Here is a 15908-nt window from a genome sequence, read left to right as displayed (position 1 = left end):
TTCAACTATTATAGCATGAAAAAAGCACTTCGTCCAGAAAAGGGCCGAAGCCTTTTTCCGTCGAAATGCTCTTTACTTTCATATTACTCTCAGCAGCTGTTCATGCACATTTTCCGCTGATCTTATAGCCCACTCCACGAACGGTTTCCACCAGATCTCCTGCCGGTCCAAGCTTCTGGCGAAGGGTACGGATATGTACATCTACGGTTCTGCTCTCCCCGTCGAATTCATATCCCCAGATCTGATTTAAAAGCTGTGTTCTGGAAAGAACCGTACCACTGTTTTTCAGAAGGAGACAAAGCATCTCGTATTCTTTCAGTGTCAGATTCACAGGCTCCTGATCAACAGTTACCTCATGTCTTCCCGGACATACATAAAGATTTTCCATACGATACTCCTCTGCGCCATTGTCCTCTGATCTCCGAAGAAGGGCACGTACCCTGGAGATTAGCTCCATCATGCGGAACGGCTTCGGAATGTAATCATCTGCACCGCTGTCCAGACCTACCACGGTATCAAACTCACTTCCTTTTGCAGTAAGCATGATCACCGGAAGTTTCCGCACATCCGGACGGATACGGATTTTTTTTAAAATAGACAGTCCGTCTTCCTCCGGAAGCATAATGTCCAGAAGCACCAGTGAAGGCAGTTCTTTTTCCAGCGCTTTCCAGAAAAGTGATGGCCGTTCAAAACCCTGTGCCTCCAGACCCTGACTGTTTAATGTATATACAACAAGTTCACGGATACTTTCATCATCTTCCACAAGATATATCATAATTTTCCTCCAGCTTCATTTTTCATCTGATACGTGCAAGTATAAAGTGCATTCGTAAAATCCAACATAGAAAAAAGGTTAAGTTTATGTAAAATATAGAAATCCTTAAGAAATTTTAATTTGTAAAAGCCGAACGTCAATGTTATGATAAAGCAGAGAGTTGTTTGGAGGTTTTTTATTATGTATTCTTTTATTGTGAATCCCAATTCAAGATCCGGTGAGGGACGTAATGTCTGGAACCGGCTTCGCAGCATCATGGAAAGTCAGGGGATCTCATATCAGTATTTTCTCACAGAATATGTGGGACACGCCACAGTACTGGCACAGAGGATCAGTGCCGCCGGAACACCGGAGGATCCGGTAACTCTGGTAACAGTAGGCGGTGACGGCACTATTTACGAAGTACTTACCGGGATCATTGATCTGTCTTCGGTTGTTTTCGGATTTATCCCGGTCGGGTCCGGCAACGATTTCTGCCGCAGTATGGGCCTGCCCTTTGATCCTTTTGAAGCGCTTCGCTCTATCCTTGAAAACAGACGGACCATTTTCATGGATGTTCCTGTTCTCCACCTTGGCAGCCATTCCTACCGTTTCGGCATCAGTGCAGGAATGGGCTACGATGCGGCAATCTGTCAGGAAGTCCTGATCACACCTGGCAAAAAATTTCTCAACCGTCTCCATATGGGTAAACTCATCTACCTTATGGTGGCACTGAAGCAATTTCTCTTCCTTACTCCGTCCCCGGTCACGATAACACTTGACGGGAACAAGCCACAAACCTTCAGCAGGACTTGGTTTGCGGCTGTAATGAACCAGAAATATGAAGGCGGAGGCTTTAAATTCTGTCCAAACGCCAGTCCGGAGGATGGTTTACTGGATGTGATCGTTATTGAAGGAATCTCCAAGCTGAAAATGCTGTTCTGCCTGCCGAGCGCTCTCTGGGGAAAACATACCCGCATTCGCGGTGTACATATTTTACAGTGCAGGAACGTACATATTACAAGTGACCATTCCCTTCCTGTGCATAAAGACGGAGAATCCGGCGGAATCCAGCGTGAATTTTCTGTGACCATTGAAAAGAAACCTTTAAAAATCATAATGCCTGTGTTATAGTAGCAGGTAGATACTTAACAAAAAAGAAGCTTAAGGCTGACATCAGCCATACCTCAAGAAAAGGAGCGGCAAAATGTTGAGTAAAATAAAAAAATACAGGCACGGTTTTATCATAGCAATCTATTTCGTTGCCTATCTTATCCTGTTTGGATATCTGGAGCAGCGGCCTGTACGAGCCTACCATGTTGTACATACTGTTTTTGATGATATGATCCCGTTCTGCGAGATTTTTATTATTCCGTACCTTTTATGGTTTCCATATGTGGTAATAACGGTTGTGTATTTCCTGTTTCGCAATAAGAATAAAAAGGAATATTTCCAGCTGATCTTCAACCTGATGATGGGAATGACGGTTTTCCTTGTTGTTTCCTACATCTATCCGAACGTTCAGTATCTCCGCCCTGCGGTATTCCCCAGAAGCAACATCTTTACACGACTGGTGGCCGAGCTCTATCGGACAGATACTCCCACCAACATCCTGCCAAGTATCCATGTATTTAATTCCCTGGCTGTTTATTTTGCCATTCATCACTGCCAGGCACTGAAAGACAGGAAATGGCTTCAGCGAGGAGCCCTGATCCTTTCTGTTCTGATCATCCTGTCCACCATGTTTATCAAGCAGCACTCCGTGATCGATGTATGTCTTGGTACCACACTGGCACTGTTCGGACATCTCCTGTTCTATCCACAGAGAGTGGAGGATTACGAGGAACAGCGCTCCCTATCTCATATGCGCAAGAAGAAGCCGGAACAGAATTTATAAAAAAAGCCCCGTTGGGGGCTTTTTTTTAATTAAATCCATAAAACTTCTGACAGATCTTATAGGCTGCCACAAACATCTTTCTTCCACCTCTTCCGGGAAGATTGGACACCCTTCCGAAGAGACTTCTCCGAAGCTTCCGGTACAGTCCCATATTCTGATCTTTGATGTAATCCTGCAGCTCCTGTTTTTTATCCAGGCATTCCTGCGTTGCAGCTCTTACCAGCATGATCGAAGAAACGGTTGTGATGATATCCAGATAGCTGAACATATAAGCACGAAGTCTGCGGTTGCTCACATTAGCCTTCAGATAGGCGTCCACCATCAGTTTGTTTACACGGATCTGCTGATCGATACGCTTGATCATCACTTTCTCATTGACAGACTGATCATCTCTTCCAATAAAATATCGATAGAAATTTACATCCAGATAATAGAGATTTTTTACATAGGGAAGCGGCTCAAACGCAAACAGGTTATCTACGTAGAACGTATGCTTCGGAAGCTCCATTCCACAGTCATGGAGAAGTTTTGTACGGTATATCATGGAATGCATAAGGAGATACTGGCCTTTTTTCATGTGGCGTACCTCATCCCATCCGAAAATCTGGTTTGTCGGAAAACAGTGTCTGTACTGCATGACCTTTTTGCGGGTAGCTCCCTGCTTCTCATAAACGAAATTACTGATGAGAAGATCCACGGTCTCAGCCCCACGTATCAGTTCATAAAGTGTTTTCAGGACCTCATAGTAGGCATCCTGATTTACCCAGTCATCACTGTCCACAACCTTGAAATAAAGTCCTGTTGCGTTTTTGATCCCTGTGTTGACTGCCTGTCCATGGCCGCCATTTTCCTGATGTATGGCTTTTACGATAGTTGGATATTTCTCGGCATAATCATCTGCGATCTCGGCAGTACGGTCACTGGAGCCATCATCTACAATGATGATCTCTACTTCCTCTCCTCCGATCAGCAGGGAATTGATGCATTTTGACATATAAGCCTCTGAATTATAGCATGGTATTGCTACGCTCAAAAGTTTCATGTGTTTTCCTCCTTCATATATCTGGTGTATGCGCGAAACGCAGATGGTATTGCATATTTTTTATCGGATTCTCTCTTATCCACAAACAGGAACTCCCCCTGCGGTGCTTCTTCCAGAGAGGATACAGCGATACGATAAGCACACATCCTCCATTCAATATGGGAAAAAATGTGCTTCGCATCCGGCAGTGCTTCGATCCGCAGTGGTTCCAGCCCCATGGCTTTTACCCGGGCAAGTGCCGCCTTCTCCGTCAGATGTCCTTCCACATTTGGAAGCTCATAAAGGCCTGCCAGAAGTCCTGTATCCGGACGTTTACGGATCGCTGTGCCTGCTCCGTCCTGGATCACAAGGACCGTTCGCTGTTCTATGGTGCGGGCTTTCTTCGGTGCTTTTACGGGAAGTTCTTCTACAGTTCCATGCTTTCTGGCAAGGCAAAAATGCCCCAACGGGCATTCTTCGCACTTTGCTGCTCCGTTTGGAACACAGACTACAGCTCCCAGCTCCATCATAGCCTGGTTGAAATCCCCTGGTCTGTCCTCAGACATCTGCTCTGTAAGATCATTTTCCACCGATTTCCGTACAGACTGTTTCATGATATCTCCACGGTTTTCGGTGAGTCTTGCGTATACCCGCAACACATTTCCATCTACTGCAGGGACTTTCTTTCCGTAGGCAATGGACGCAATGGCACCTGCCGTATATCTTCCTATTCCTTTTAACGAGAGAAGTGTCTCAAAATCCTCAGGGATCCTGCCTCCATATTCTTCCATGACCTGAACAGCCGCTTTCTGCATGTTGCGGACACGGCTGTAATAGCCAAGGCCTTCCCACAGCTTGATGATCCTCTCTTCCGGTGCCGCCGCAAGGGCTGCTACATCCGGAAGTTCCTGGATAAAGCGCTGAAAATAAGGTTTCACCGCTTCCACTCGGGTCTGCTGGAGCATGATCTCAGATACCCAGGTATAATAGGCATTGTCTTTATCTCTCCAGGGCAGGATCCTTTTGTTTTTATCGTACCATTTCAGAAGGGGTTCTGCAATGTTTTCAGGCATATCGTTTCCTTTCTATAATCTTACCGGTATCGGATCACATATCTTCATGGAATCTTCCGTGACAACACAGTCATAGGCCAGGATGTGAACACCGGCATCTGCTGCCGCCTTAAGTGTTTCTCCAAATTCCGGATGTGTCTCCCGATTTGGTTCAAAATACCTTACACCCTTCATCTGGATCACCAAAAGAAGATACGCCTCATAGCCGTCAGCTGCTGCATGCATCAGCTCACAAAGATGCTTGATCCCCCGTTCTGTAGGTGCGTCCGGAAAACGCACGATATTATTTTCTTCCAGAGTGACGCCTTTTACCTCGATAAAAGCCTTTCGCTTCCCGGATTCCACATACAGGTCAAAACGGGAATTTCCGTATGTCTTTTCTCTCCTGACAGTCACTTTCTCCGGAAAAAGATTTCCGGCCGCCACCCACTCTTCTGCTGCTTTATTTGGGGCCTGGGAATCCATATTGATCCAGCGGCCCTCCTTGTTCACACTGATCAGATCGTATTTCGTTTTCCTGGCAGGATTATCACTCTTTTCCAGGATCACTTCTGCTTCCGGAACAAGAAGTTCCCGGCATCTGCCTGTATTCTTCACATGGACCGTTTCCAGCTGATCCCCGATCTGCACATGAGCGATAAAACGGTTAGGCCTGTCTTTGAATATACCTCTGATCGTATTCTTATAATTCATAGTTTTTCCCTCGTAACCCTTACTATAACATAAAATCTTCAAAAGCGCAGTTGCTTTTTTTTCTTTTCTCATATAGAATTATTTTGATAACTGTTCACTGGTAATATTCCGCGAGGTGTTTTTTGTGAGCGAAGGTCACAGAAAACCCGAAACATACCGCGCGAATTTATGCGATTAGCATAAATTCTGTGCATCGCGAAGCGTATTGCTGAGAACGGAGTGAACAGTAACTTTTTTGTACTATGTACAGTACAAAGGGTTGCTTTTTTTACATATCATAGTTTTTTTGGGAGGTTTTTCTGATGGACAGTATTATTTTTGATGTTGACGGTACGCTCTGGGATTCCACCGGAATCGTAGCTGAGGCCTGGAGTGATTACCTTATCCATACGGAGCACATGGATACCGACGTAAGTGCCAAACGACTGATGGGGCTTTTCGGCCAGCTGCTGCCGGATATCGCAAAGGCTCTTTTCCCTGAGCTTCCGGAAGCAGAACAGCTTCGTATCATCGACGGCTGCTGCCAGGCAGAGCACGAGGCACTGCTTCGCAAATGTGCTCCGCTGTATCCGGATCTTGAGGAAACACTGAAGATTCTTTCCAGCCGTTTTCCTCTTTTTATCGTCAGTAACTGCCAGGCCGGATATATTGAAGTGTTCCTGAAATCCACAGGCTTCGGACACTATTTCAAGGGCCATCTCTGTCCCGGTGACACCGGCATGGCCAAAGCGGAAAATATCATGAAGATCCGCGAGAATAATAATCTTTCCGATCCGGTTTATATCGGTGATACTATAGGAGACTTTAATGCCTGCCGGAAAGCAGGAGTTCCTTTTATCTTTGCTGAATACGGTTTCGGTCAGGTGGATAAACCGGATTACCGGATCACCAGGCCTTTTGACCTTACGGAGATATGCAGATGAGTATGAAAAAATCAAAATCCATAGACCTTACTTCCGGTCCGATCCTGAAAACGCTTTCAGAGCTTGCTCTTCCTATCATGGCATCTTCCCTTCTTGGAACTGCCTATAATATCACAGACATGGCCTGGATCGGGCTTCTGGGCTCCAAGGCAGTTGCCGGTGTCGGTGTGGGCGGCATGTATGTGTGGCTTTCCCAGGGACTGGTAGCCCTTCCACGAATGGGCGGACAGGTAAACACCGCACAATCCTGCGGCCGGAAGGATTATAAAGAGGCACGTTCCTACGCGGCCAGTGCCCTGCAGATGACCATTCTCTTCGGTCTCTTATTTTCTGCAGCAAGTATTATATTTCTTGATCCTCTGATCGGATTTTTTAATCTGACAGACCCGGAAGCATATTCTTCTGCCAGATCTTATATGCTGATCACCTGCGGACTAATCATTTTTTCCTTCCTGAACCTGACTCTCACCGGACTTTTTACAGCCCAGGGAGATTCCAGATCTCCGCTGATGGCCAATTTTCTTGGACTTGTGGGAAATATGCTCCTGGATCCGCTCCTGATCCTTGGAATTGGACCTTTTCCACGGCTTGAAACGTTAGGTGCTGCCATTGCCACAGTAACTGCACAGTTTCTGGTTTTTGCAGTGCTGGTTTTCCGGATCTTTACTTCCGGGCTGGAAACAAATGTACTTCGTGAACTTCATCTTTTTTCACGTTTTCCGGGAAAATTTTATAAAAATATCTTCCGCATTGGTTTTCCAACCGCTATCCAGAGCATGCTCTACTGTATGATCTCCATGGTACTGACCAGAATGGTTTCCGCCTTCGGTGCTGCTGCCATTGCTGTCCAGCGTGTGGGCGGACAGATCGAATCCGTTTCCTGGAACACCGCGGACGGCTTTGCCTCTGCCTTAAATGCTTTTACCGCACAGAATTTCGGTGCAAAAAAATACGACCGCATCCGCCAGGGCTACCGTATTTCCTTTGGTATCCTGACAATCTGGGGCCTTATCATAACTGCAGCCTTTGTGCTGCTCCCACGCCCGATCTCCGGACTGTTTTTCCATGATCCGGAATCCCTTGGGATTTCTGTAAATTACCTGATCATCATCGGCTTCTGTGAGGCTTTCATGGCCATTGAGCTGATGACCATCGGTGCACTGTCCGGCCTTGGTATGACCAAGCTCTGCAGTATCATCAGTATTATCCTGACAGGGGCCAGAATCCCGCTTGCCATGCTGCTGACTCATGCGGGAATGGGACTTAATGGTATCTGGTGGGCACTTTCCCTTACTTCTATCGTAAAGGGAATCATCTTTACTCTGACATTCCGGCAGACCAGCCGAACGAAATTAAACTAAATACAGACAGAAAAACTCCCCGCGGATACCGGAGCCTGATCAGACAGGTTACCGTTTCACGGGGAGTTCTGCTTTTTTACCTAAAGGATAGTTCTGATACTTCTGATCATTTTTTGATACATTTTGTTCTGAGTACAAACAGAAATACCGCAAGTATCACAAACAGAATTACTACATAGGCGATCTTTGCTGCTACACTTGTGGTAAATGCGTCAACTCCTGTAGCCACTCCGATAAGTATCAGACAGATTCCTGAAACCTTTTCCATTTTTTTCTCATCATACTTCTGGGCTCTGGCCTGTGTGTTTCCGCCTTTCATAAAAAAGGAACCGTGTCCGGTAAAAAGCATAAATCCTACTACCAGTGCTGCGATTGTAAGTATAAAGCTGAATGACTGATCAAACATAATATTTTCCTCCTGCTAAAGAACAGGAGCCACACACCGGATCACCGGCTGGCTCCTGTTTGTTTTTTGACTACAGATCCGATCAATAGAAACAGACGATCGGAACATTATACTGGATAATGTTGTAAAGCTCTCCCGCTTTATCCGGCGGCATATTGATACAGCCGTGGGAACCTCCGGTTAGATACCGATCGCCTCCAAAATACGGCTGCCAGTCTGCATCATGGAATCCAATGCCTCCGTTAAACGGCATCCAGTAGGTTACCGGCTGTTCATAGGAATAGGTTCCGTCTGGTTTCTTGGTGCCACGTAACACATCCGGGCTCTTCTTATAGTACAAGGTGAAGATTCCAGGAGGTGTTTTTCTCTTGGGATCACTTGCAAGTCCGGATACGATATCTGATTCAAAGATCACATTTCCATCCTGATAATACCACATATACTGTTCTGTAAGGTCCACTTCAATGTAGGTATTTCCCAGATCATTCACACCATAAGAATTGGCTCTCATGGAATAAACCGGCTCTCTGGTCGTCTGAGCTCCGGACTGGATCTCCTGGGTAAGCTGTGCCACCTCTCCGTCCTGATCGATCTTCCAGCCATATGCAGAACCGGAAACCGAAACAGTTCTTCCGCTTGTTGTCTGGAACTGACGCTCTGTACCTACTGTATCATGATCCGCTGCAAGCTGTGCCACATAATCCACGATATGCTGTTTGAAGGATGCATCATCCTGGATCAGCTGGCCCTTTTCGTCAAACTGCAGCCAGTTCTTGATGGTGCTTCCATCAAGTGTTACTGTCTCATCTCCAAATGTGTAGGTGATGCTTGCCCTCGCAAAGTTATTATATGCATCCACCGTTGCCTGCAGATCTGCACTGTCGCTGGTCACATCTGCTTTCACATAAGCATCCGGGTTACTGCCAAGATCTACTTCCCCGTCATCGCTGCTGATAGCATCACTGATCATCTGATAGGCTTCTTTTACCTTCAGTTCACTTCCCACTGTCTCCGGCACGATCGTAAACTCGGAATCATTAAAGCTTACGTACGCATTCTCCGGTGCTACCTGATTCTCTTTCTGGGCACAGTTCAGTGCTTTCACTTCTGACTCCAGCTTTGACTTGTCAAAAGCTGTCTGCTCACTGGCTGTGTAAGTCGTCTTTTCAAAAAATCCTCTCACCCATTCATAGGGCTTCTGCGCTTTCAAAAGCTTCAGAACTTCACCACTGGATATATAACGATAACTGATATCCGTTCCTTCTATAGTCTGCGGTTCCTGATCTCTGGCCTTTACCTGGATGGAATAGCCTTCCATTTTTTTTGCGATCTCCTGCTCAACCTCATATGCAGTCCTGTTGGAGCTGTCGATCCCGTTAATCGTTGTGCCCTCAAAGAAATGACTGGTGTAATAATAAGATACTCCTGCATATGCACAGCCTGCCACTACCAAAACCATGGCGGCGATCATTCCGGTCACCTTCAGTGCCTTATGCTTTTTCTTTTCGGGTATAACGATAGGTTCAAATTCAGATTCATCGATAGGTACGTAGGTGATCTTCCTTGGCCTTGCTGATTTCGAAGGTCTTGCCGACTTGTGAGCAGCTGATCTGTTATTTTTATTTTCAGGCTGAGGCTCTCCTGCAGTATCACTGACGATTTTTGCCATGGCATCATTGATCCTGTCCTCGATATCCCTCTTTTCATCGTTGCTCATATTTATTCACCTCTATGTTCATGTGCCTTCAAAAAAGGCATCTTTCCATTGATACTTTCTGGTCTTACTCACCAGCTTTTTCATTATATCATACTTTCCGGAAATTGCATCTCATTTCACGGTTTTTTTATAACTTATTTGTACCGTACAGCTTCCGCGCCATATCTTTCATAACATAGACGTACATTACCCAAAGGAGCACTGACGCAAAGATCCAGGCCACCGGACTTGCAAGACAGGTACCGATATAGCTACTTTTTCCGGCTGCAATGGTAGCGGTGATCCCTCTTCCTGCAAGCTCAGCTACACCGGCCATCATAGGAAGAAGACCATATCCCATTCCCTGGATCCCGTTTCGCAGTACATTGACAAAATACAGAGGAATAAAAAACAGTGCCACACATTTTACATAGATTGCTACCATAGGAAGCACTTCTTCAATGTTATCTGAGATAAACAGATATGCGAAATATTTTCCCGCAAAGAACAGAAAACTGCCAACAACAACAGAATATACAATTCCTATAAAATGCGAAGCCCGGAAGCCTTCCCGCACTCTCTCAAGCTTTCCGGCTCCGATATTCTGTGCATTGTAGGTAGCGCTGGCAGTTCCCTGTGCCACATATGCCTGGGTGAAGATCTGCTCGATCTTACTTCCTGCTGTAAACGCCGCCACCGCATAAGAGCCAAGCATATTTAAGGCTGACTGTACCATCATGGTTCCGATCGCCGTAATGGAATACTGCAGTCCCATTGGGATTCCCACACCGATCTGCTTGGCTGCGAGGTTACGTCTAAAATACCAGTCTTCTTTTTTCATACGGAGCTCCGGCACAAACTTCCAGATATATACCAGACATAAGACTCCTGAAACTCCCTGGGAAATAATGGTAGCCCAGGCTGCTCCAGGTGCTCCCAGCTTAAACACGATGATAAATACAAGGTCAAGCACAATATTCAGCATTGCAGATAAGATCAGAAAATACAGTGGTACCTTACTGTTTCCCAGTGCACGGAGGATACTGGCCAGGATATTATATAATGCCTGGGCAAAAATCCCTCCGCAGATGATCATAACGTAAGCATATGCATCCTTGAAAATATCATCCGGCGTATGCATAAATTTCAGAAGTGCATGCATACCTGTCATGCTGACTGCTGTCATCACTGCCGAGACCAGCGCTGTCAGGATCAGTGCATTTCCCACGGTCTGACGCATCTCATCCATTTTTCCCGCACCGTACTTCTGTGCAGTCAGTACGGTAAAACCGGCAGTAAGTCCCAGAAGAAAGCCTATGATCAAAAAGATGATAGTTCCTGTTGAGCCAACTGCCGCCAGTGCCTTTGTTCCTACAAATTTTCCTACAACCACCGCATCTACCATATTGTAGAACTGCTGAAATACATTACCAATAAATACCGGGATCGTAAATCCCAGGAGCACTTTTACCGGTTTTCCCTGTGTCATGTCTGTTTTCATGAAATCTTTTTTCCCCCCATTTAATTTGATCGTTCATAAACTTTGTGCTGCTTTTTGTTATTCTTTTTATTATTCTTTCTGTAACTTTACAGTTGCTCAAAAGTTACCTGTTTTTATGTATCAGAGGGATTATAGTTGAAATGGAATGATTTTACAAGATGATTTTGAAAATTTTTTTCATGTGTGGAAACAGAAACAATCGGATGAAAAAATCCCGGCAGATCCGTAAAAATCTGCCGGGATTCCGTGAAGCTTATTTATTTCTCAACAAGAAGAGACTCTCCTGTCATTTCCTTCGGCTGCTCCATACCCATAAGCTGGATCAGAGTCGGAACGATATCTGCAAGACATCCGTTCTCACGAAGTGTGTATTTCGGATCTGCGTTTACAAGGATAAACGGTACCGGGTTAGTTGTATGAGCTGTCCATGGCTCACCTGTTTCATAATTTACAAGCTGCTCTGCGTTACCATGGTCAGCGCAGATAAAGAGCTGTCCGTCAACCTCTTTGATTGCCTCTACAGCCTTACCAACACACGCATCAACAGTCTCAACAGCCTTGATCGCAGCTGCCTCAACACCTGTATGGCCAACCATATCCGGGTTCGCAAAGTTGATGATGATCACATCATATTTGTCAGATTTGATCGCCTCTACAAGCTTCTCGCAAACCTCCGGTGCACTCATCTCCGGCTGCATATCGTAGGTCGGAACCTTCGGGGATTTTACAAGGATTCTGTCCTCTCCTTTGTTTGGTTCCTCAACACCACCGTTGAAGAAGAATGTAACATGTGCATATTTCTCTGTCTCGGCGATACGTGCCTGTGTCATATCGTGAGCTGCAAGGTACTCACCGAAGGTATTGTGAAGAAGAACCTTGTGGAATGCTACCAGCTTGTTCTGGATGGTATCATCATACTCTGTGAAGCATACGAATGTGGTATCCAGTCTCTTTGCTCTCTCAAAGCCCTTAAAATCGTCATCACAGAAAGCTCTTGTGATCTCTCTTGCACGGTCCGGACGGAAGTTGAAGAATACAACGGAATCCTTATCGGAAATAGTTGCAACCGGTTTGCCGTCCTTCTCGATAACAGTCGGAAGCACAAATTCATCTGTCTTGTCATCATCATAGGAAGCCTGAACTGCTGCTGCAGCATCTGTTCCCTTTACGCCTTCGCCCTGTGTAAGAGCTTTATATGCAAGCTCAACACGATCCCAGCGGTTATCACGATCCATTGCATAATAACGTCCGGAGATCACACCGATCTCACCAACGCCGATCTCTTTCATTTTAGCTTCCAGCTGCTCTACAAACTCTTTACCGGATGCAGGCGGTGTGTCACGTCCATCCAGGAAGCAGTGTACGTAAACTTTCTTGAGTCCCTCTCTCTTTGCCATCTCAAGAAGTCCGTAGAGATGTGTATTGTGGCTGTGTACGCCACCGTCAGAAAGAAGTCCCATAAAATGAATCGCGGAATCGTTGTCTTTTGCATTCTTCATAGCAGAAAGAAGTGCCTCATTCTTGAAGAAATCGCCGTCCTGGATCTCTTTTGTGATCCTTGTAAGCTCCTGGTATACGATACGGCCTGCGCCCATGTTCATATGACCAACCTCGGAGTTACCCATCTGTCCGTCCGGAAGACCTACCGCAAGACCGCTGGCATTGCCTTTTACAAACGGATAATCTTTCATGAGTCCGTCCATAACCGGTGTTTTTGCCTCATATACAGCATTTCCGTCATGTCTGTCATTGAGTCCGTATCCATCAAGGATCATTAAAACTGTTGGTTTTTTGCTCATAATTTTCCCCTTCTTATCTTTGATCGAAAATCTGTCCGGCACAGCTCTTCACTGATTCTGAAACCCTCTGTACCATTCAGGATTCTTTTGTTTTCCATTTTATATAGTACCAAAATCCAGAAATTTTGCAACGTTTTCTTTGACAAAAATTTGTCTGTTTTCAATTTCCTGACAACTGATACGGCTGATCTGTAAATTTACGCGAAAGATATTATTTCTGGTATACACGGATCATAGAAGAAATCTTTCTTACAGATGCGCTGTTTTCCAGTTCTTCCTTAACCTTAAAGAAAGCGCCCTCGCTTACAAGTTTGGTGATCACAACAACCTCTGCGGTATCCGGTCTCTTGCTTTCTTTCTGCATGATCTGTGCCACGCTTGCCTGATATTTTGCAAAATGCTCCAGGATTTCAGCCAGCACACCGCAGCGGTCCTCTACCTGCAGGCGGAGGAAATAACGGTTATGGGTATCTGCCATATCTTTTACCGGAAGTGTCTTATAGCAGGTGCAGCCTACTCTTCCGCAGCAATCTGCCTTCATATTACGGACTACCTCAAATACATCACCGGCAACCGCACTTGCTGTAGGAAGCTCACCTGCTCCACGTCCGTAGAACATGGTATCTCCTACTGCATCTCCGTGTACAAAAACCGCATTATAAGAATCATTGACGGATGCAAGGGGATGCTCTGCCGGGATCAGCATCGGGCAGACATAGGCCTCAACGCCGTCCTCCTGACAGCGTGCAACACCCAGAAGCTTGATCTCGCAACCCATTTCTTTTGCGTAACGGATATCCTTTGCCGTGATCTTTGTGATTCCTTCTATATGAACATTATCAAGGGTAACTCTGGAATTAAAGGCAACTGATGCAAGGATGGCAACCTTTCTTCCAGCATCAATTCCCTCGATATCTGCAGTAGGATCTGCCTCTGCATATCCAAGTTCTGTAGCAAGAGCAAGAGCATCTGAAAATTCCATTCCCTCCTGGGACATCTTGGTAAGGATAAAGTTCGTAGTTCCGTTTACGATTCCCATAACTTCCGTTACATGGTTGGCCTCAAGACTGTTCTTCAACGGGCTGATGATCGGGATTCCTCCGGCAACTGCTGCCTCAAACAGAAAATCCTTCTGCGCTGCCCTGGCAGTTTCCAGGATCTCTTTTCCGTGGACTGCGATCAGATCCTTGTTTGCAGTTACAACGTTCTTGCCGACTTTCAGTGCTGCAAGGATATAAGTACGTGCCGGCTCGATCCCGCCGATCAGCTCGATCACAATATCAATGGAAGGATCTCCCTCAATATCTGCCCAGTCTGTTGTAAGAACAGAAGGATCGTCTACCTTCCCGGACGCTTTCTCTAGGTTACGCACCAGGATCTTTGTGATCTTTACCTGGCATCCAAGCTTGGCTGTCATTTCCTGCTCCTGGCTTTTGATCACTTTATATACACCGGTTCCTACTGTTCCGAGACCAAGAAGGGCCGCATTTACGACTTTTTCGCTCATTTTCTGATGTCCCCTTTCCGTTTTTTCCAATTTTTATCAGAGTAACTCCTATGTTATGGCAGAAAACGCTTTTTGTCAAGTTCCGGCAGAGGAAGTAATTCCAGCCAGCTGCCAAAAAGTCCGGTGATCAGTTCCTGCACCATAGCTTTTGACTGTGGATCCAGTTTATCCAGCTGGCGCACCATGGCAGCCAGACTTTTCAGACCACCTTCCTGGATTTGGGAAATGGTATCTGCTCCGGTTGCTTCCAACACAGAAAAGAGTTCCCCGATGAGATGCTCTCTCTGTTTTTCATCCATATGGTCGATCCATTTATGAAGACTTCGATCTGACGCCGCAGCTCTTCTTGTCAAACTTTCTTTCTCTATAAAGGATGGCCCCATTACCTCCCAGGTAAAAGCATCATGCTGCAGGATCCCCTTCTGTGTACTGGCTACGATCCGCGGATCTTTCTGGTGGCTGAGCAGCATACCGATCACAGATGCCTCGGGAATGATACGAGTGACTTTTGGCAAAACCCTTTCCACTCTTCCGGGACTGAAAAATCCTTCCGGGAAACCCGGGCCATCATTATCATAGACAGAAAGAAGCTTTTCCTGCAGGATGTCACTGCACTGCATCGCTGCATACATAGCCAGATTTCCTCCTTTGGAATGACCGCCGATCCGCAGCATGGACTGTATATAAGTTCCATGCGTTTCCAGATATCCCAACGCCTTTCTGTGCGAAGGAACAACTCCGTTGCTTAAGTTAAAATCCTCCTTCCATCCCACAATGGTATCATCGGTTCCCCGAAAGGAAATATATGTGGTTCCATCATCCAGTCCTATAGTCACTGCCGCAAACTGCTGAGCCTGACTGGAAAGGATTTCATTGACAAAGCCCCCTACTGTACATTTCCGGAATCTCTCCGCACAGGCCATTTTTTCAAGGAGCATCGGTGTATTCTGCAGAAAGGCGCTTTCTGCTTTCAGATCCTTCTTCATTTCCCGTCTGGAAAAAGCCGCAAAGAGTTCTTCTACAGAAAGAGTATTTCCGTTTTTTACTTCTGCCCTCTCATCCAGATCAAGATAGGAAAAACACGCCAGTATCAGATTGTCAACTTCATTAAAGGGTGACTGCTCAAAGGTAAGATCTCCTCTCCAGTCAAGATAATCCAGAATATTCCCCATAAAATCCTCCGCAAATGATCATATAAGCGTCTTACGCACAGCTGCAGGCTTTCTTTCTATTATAATACGTAACGGCTGCATCACAGCACAGCCATCTGATGCGTT

The 15908-nt window shown here is 45.8% G+C and carries 14 protein-coding genes; 4 read left to right on the top strand and 10 right to left on the bottom strand.

Annotation, left to right across the window (positions count from 1 at the left end):
• Positions 1-100: 100 nt before the first annotated feature.
• Positions 101-775, bottom strand: coding sequence for a response regulator transcription factor (locus ABCM67_RS01505; RefSeq protein ID WP_021652293.1), 675 nt, complete (start codon positions 773-775; stop codon positions 101-103).
• Between the two features lie 180 nt (positions 776-955).
• Between ABCM67_RS01505 and ABCM67_RS01500 the strand changes: the two genes are divergently transcribed.
• Entirely contained in the window at positions 956-1888 is a 933-nt protein-coding gene (locus ABCM67_RS01500) for a diacylglycerol kinase family protein (protein WP_118752573.1), read from the top strand.
• Positions 1889-1961: 73 nt separating this feature from the next.
• Positions 1962-2651 carry a phosphatase PAP2 family protein gene (locus ABCM67_RS01495; protein WP_021652290.1) on the top strand — a complete coding sequence of 230 codons (690 nt, stop codon included), beginning with the start codon at positions 1962-1964 and terminating at the stop codon, positions 2649-2651.
• Positions 2652-2676: 25 nt separating this feature from the next.
• Here the strand turns inward: ABCM67_RS01495 and ABCM67_RS01490 are convergent, their stop codons facing one another.
• From ABCM67_RS01490 to sfsA, 3 genes are read right to left on the bottom strand one after another with little or no spacing between them, the layout of a single operon-like run.
• Entirely contained in the window at positions 2677-3693 is a 1017-nt protein-coding gene (locus ABCM67_RS01490) for a glycosyltransferase (protein WP_021652289.1), read from the bottom strand.
• Positions 3690-4745 carry an A/G-specific adenine glycosylase gene (gene mutY, locus ABCM67_RS01485; RefSeq protein ID WP_022426439.1) on the bottom strand — a complete coding sequence of 352 codons (1056 nt, stop codon included), beginning with the start codon at positions 4743-4745 and terminating at the stop codon, positions 3690-3692. The genes ABCM67_RS01490 and mutY overlap by 4 nt, the downstream gene beginning before the upstream one ends.
• 12 nt (positions 4746-4757) lie before the next feature.
• Positions 4758-5438 carry a DNA/RNA nuclease SfsA gene (sfsA, locus tag ABCM67_RS01480; RefSeq protein ID WP_022426438.1) on the bottom strand — a complete coding sequence of 227 codons (681 nt, stop codon included), beginning with the start codon at positions 5436-5438 and terminating at the stop codon, positions 4758-4760.
• 302 nt (positions 5439-5740) lie between these two features.
• Here sfsA and ABCM67_RS01475 point away from each other — a divergent pair, with 302 nt between their 5' ends.
• Positions 5741-6361, top strand: coding sequence for an HAD family hydrolase (locus tag ABCM67_RS01475; protein ID WP_059085367.1), 621 nt, complete (start codon positions 5741-5743; stop codon positions 6359-6361).
• Positions 6358-7722, top strand: a complete 1365-nt coding sequence (locus tag ABCM67_RS01470; RefSeq protein WP_342992436.1) for an MATE family efflux transporter — start codon at positions 6358-6360, stop codon at positions 7720-7722. Before ABCM67_RS01475 ends, ABCM67_RS01470 begins: the two co-directional genes overlap by 4 nt.
• A 106-nt stretch (positions 7723-7828) precedes the next feature.
• Here the strand turns inward: ABCM67_RS01470 and ABCM67_RS01465 are convergent, their stop codons facing one another.
• From ABCM67_RS01465 to ABCM67_RS01440, 6 genes are all read right to left on the bottom strand, one after another.
• Positions 7829-8128 carry a DUF3784 domain-containing protein gene (locus tag ABCM67_RS01465; RefSeq protein ID WP_015527011.1) on the bottom strand — a complete coding sequence of 100 codons (300 nt, stop codon included), beginning with the start codon at positions 8126-8128 and terminating at the stop codon, positions 7829-7831.
• Between the two features lie 82 nt (positions 8129-8210).
• On the bottom strand, positions 8211-9845 hold the full coding sequence (locus tag ABCM67_RS01460) for a L,D-transpeptidase family protein (protein ID WP_021652284.1): 1635 nt from the start codon (positions 9843-9845) through the stop codon (positions 8211-8213).
• A gap of 127 nt (positions 9846-9972) precedes the next feature.
• Entirely contained in the window at positions 9973-11325 is a 1353-nt protein-coding gene (locus ABCM67_RS01455) for an MATE family efflux transporter (protein WP_015527008.1), read from the bottom strand.
• A gap of 257 nt (positions 11326-11582) precedes the next feature.
• Positions 11583-13124, bottom strand: coding sequence for a 2,3-bisphosphoglycerate-independent phosphoglycerate mutase (gene gpmI, locus ABCM67_RS01450; protein ID WP_015527007.1), 1542 nt, complete (start codon positions 13122-13124; stop codon positions 11583-11585).
• Positions 13125-13335: 211 nt separating this feature from the next.
• Positions 13336-14631 carry a homoserine dehydrogenase gene (locus ABCM67_RS01445; RefSeq protein ID WP_092069668.1) on the bottom strand — a complete coding sequence of 432 codons (1296 nt, stop codon included), beginning with the start codon at positions 14629-14631 and terminating at the stop codon, positions 13336-13338.
• A 53-nt stretch (positions 14632-14684) separates the two neighbouring features.
• Positions 14685-15803: an Mbeg1-like protein gene (locus ABCM67_RS01440; protein ID WP_129974540.1), complete on the bottom strand. Its 1119-nt coding sequence runs from the start codon at positions 15801-15803 to the stop codon at positions 14685-14687.
• Positions 15804-15908 lie beyond the last annotated feature (105 nt).

This window comes from Blautia sp. 2227st1_G12_2227SCRN_220401 (assembly GCF_039062885.1).
GTDB lineage: Bacteria > Bacillota > Clostridia > Lachnospirales > Lachnospiraceae > Blautia_A > Blautia_A fusiformis.
Note: the sequence above shows the minus strand (reverse complement) of the source record. Positions and strands in the feature narration are given on the sequence as shown.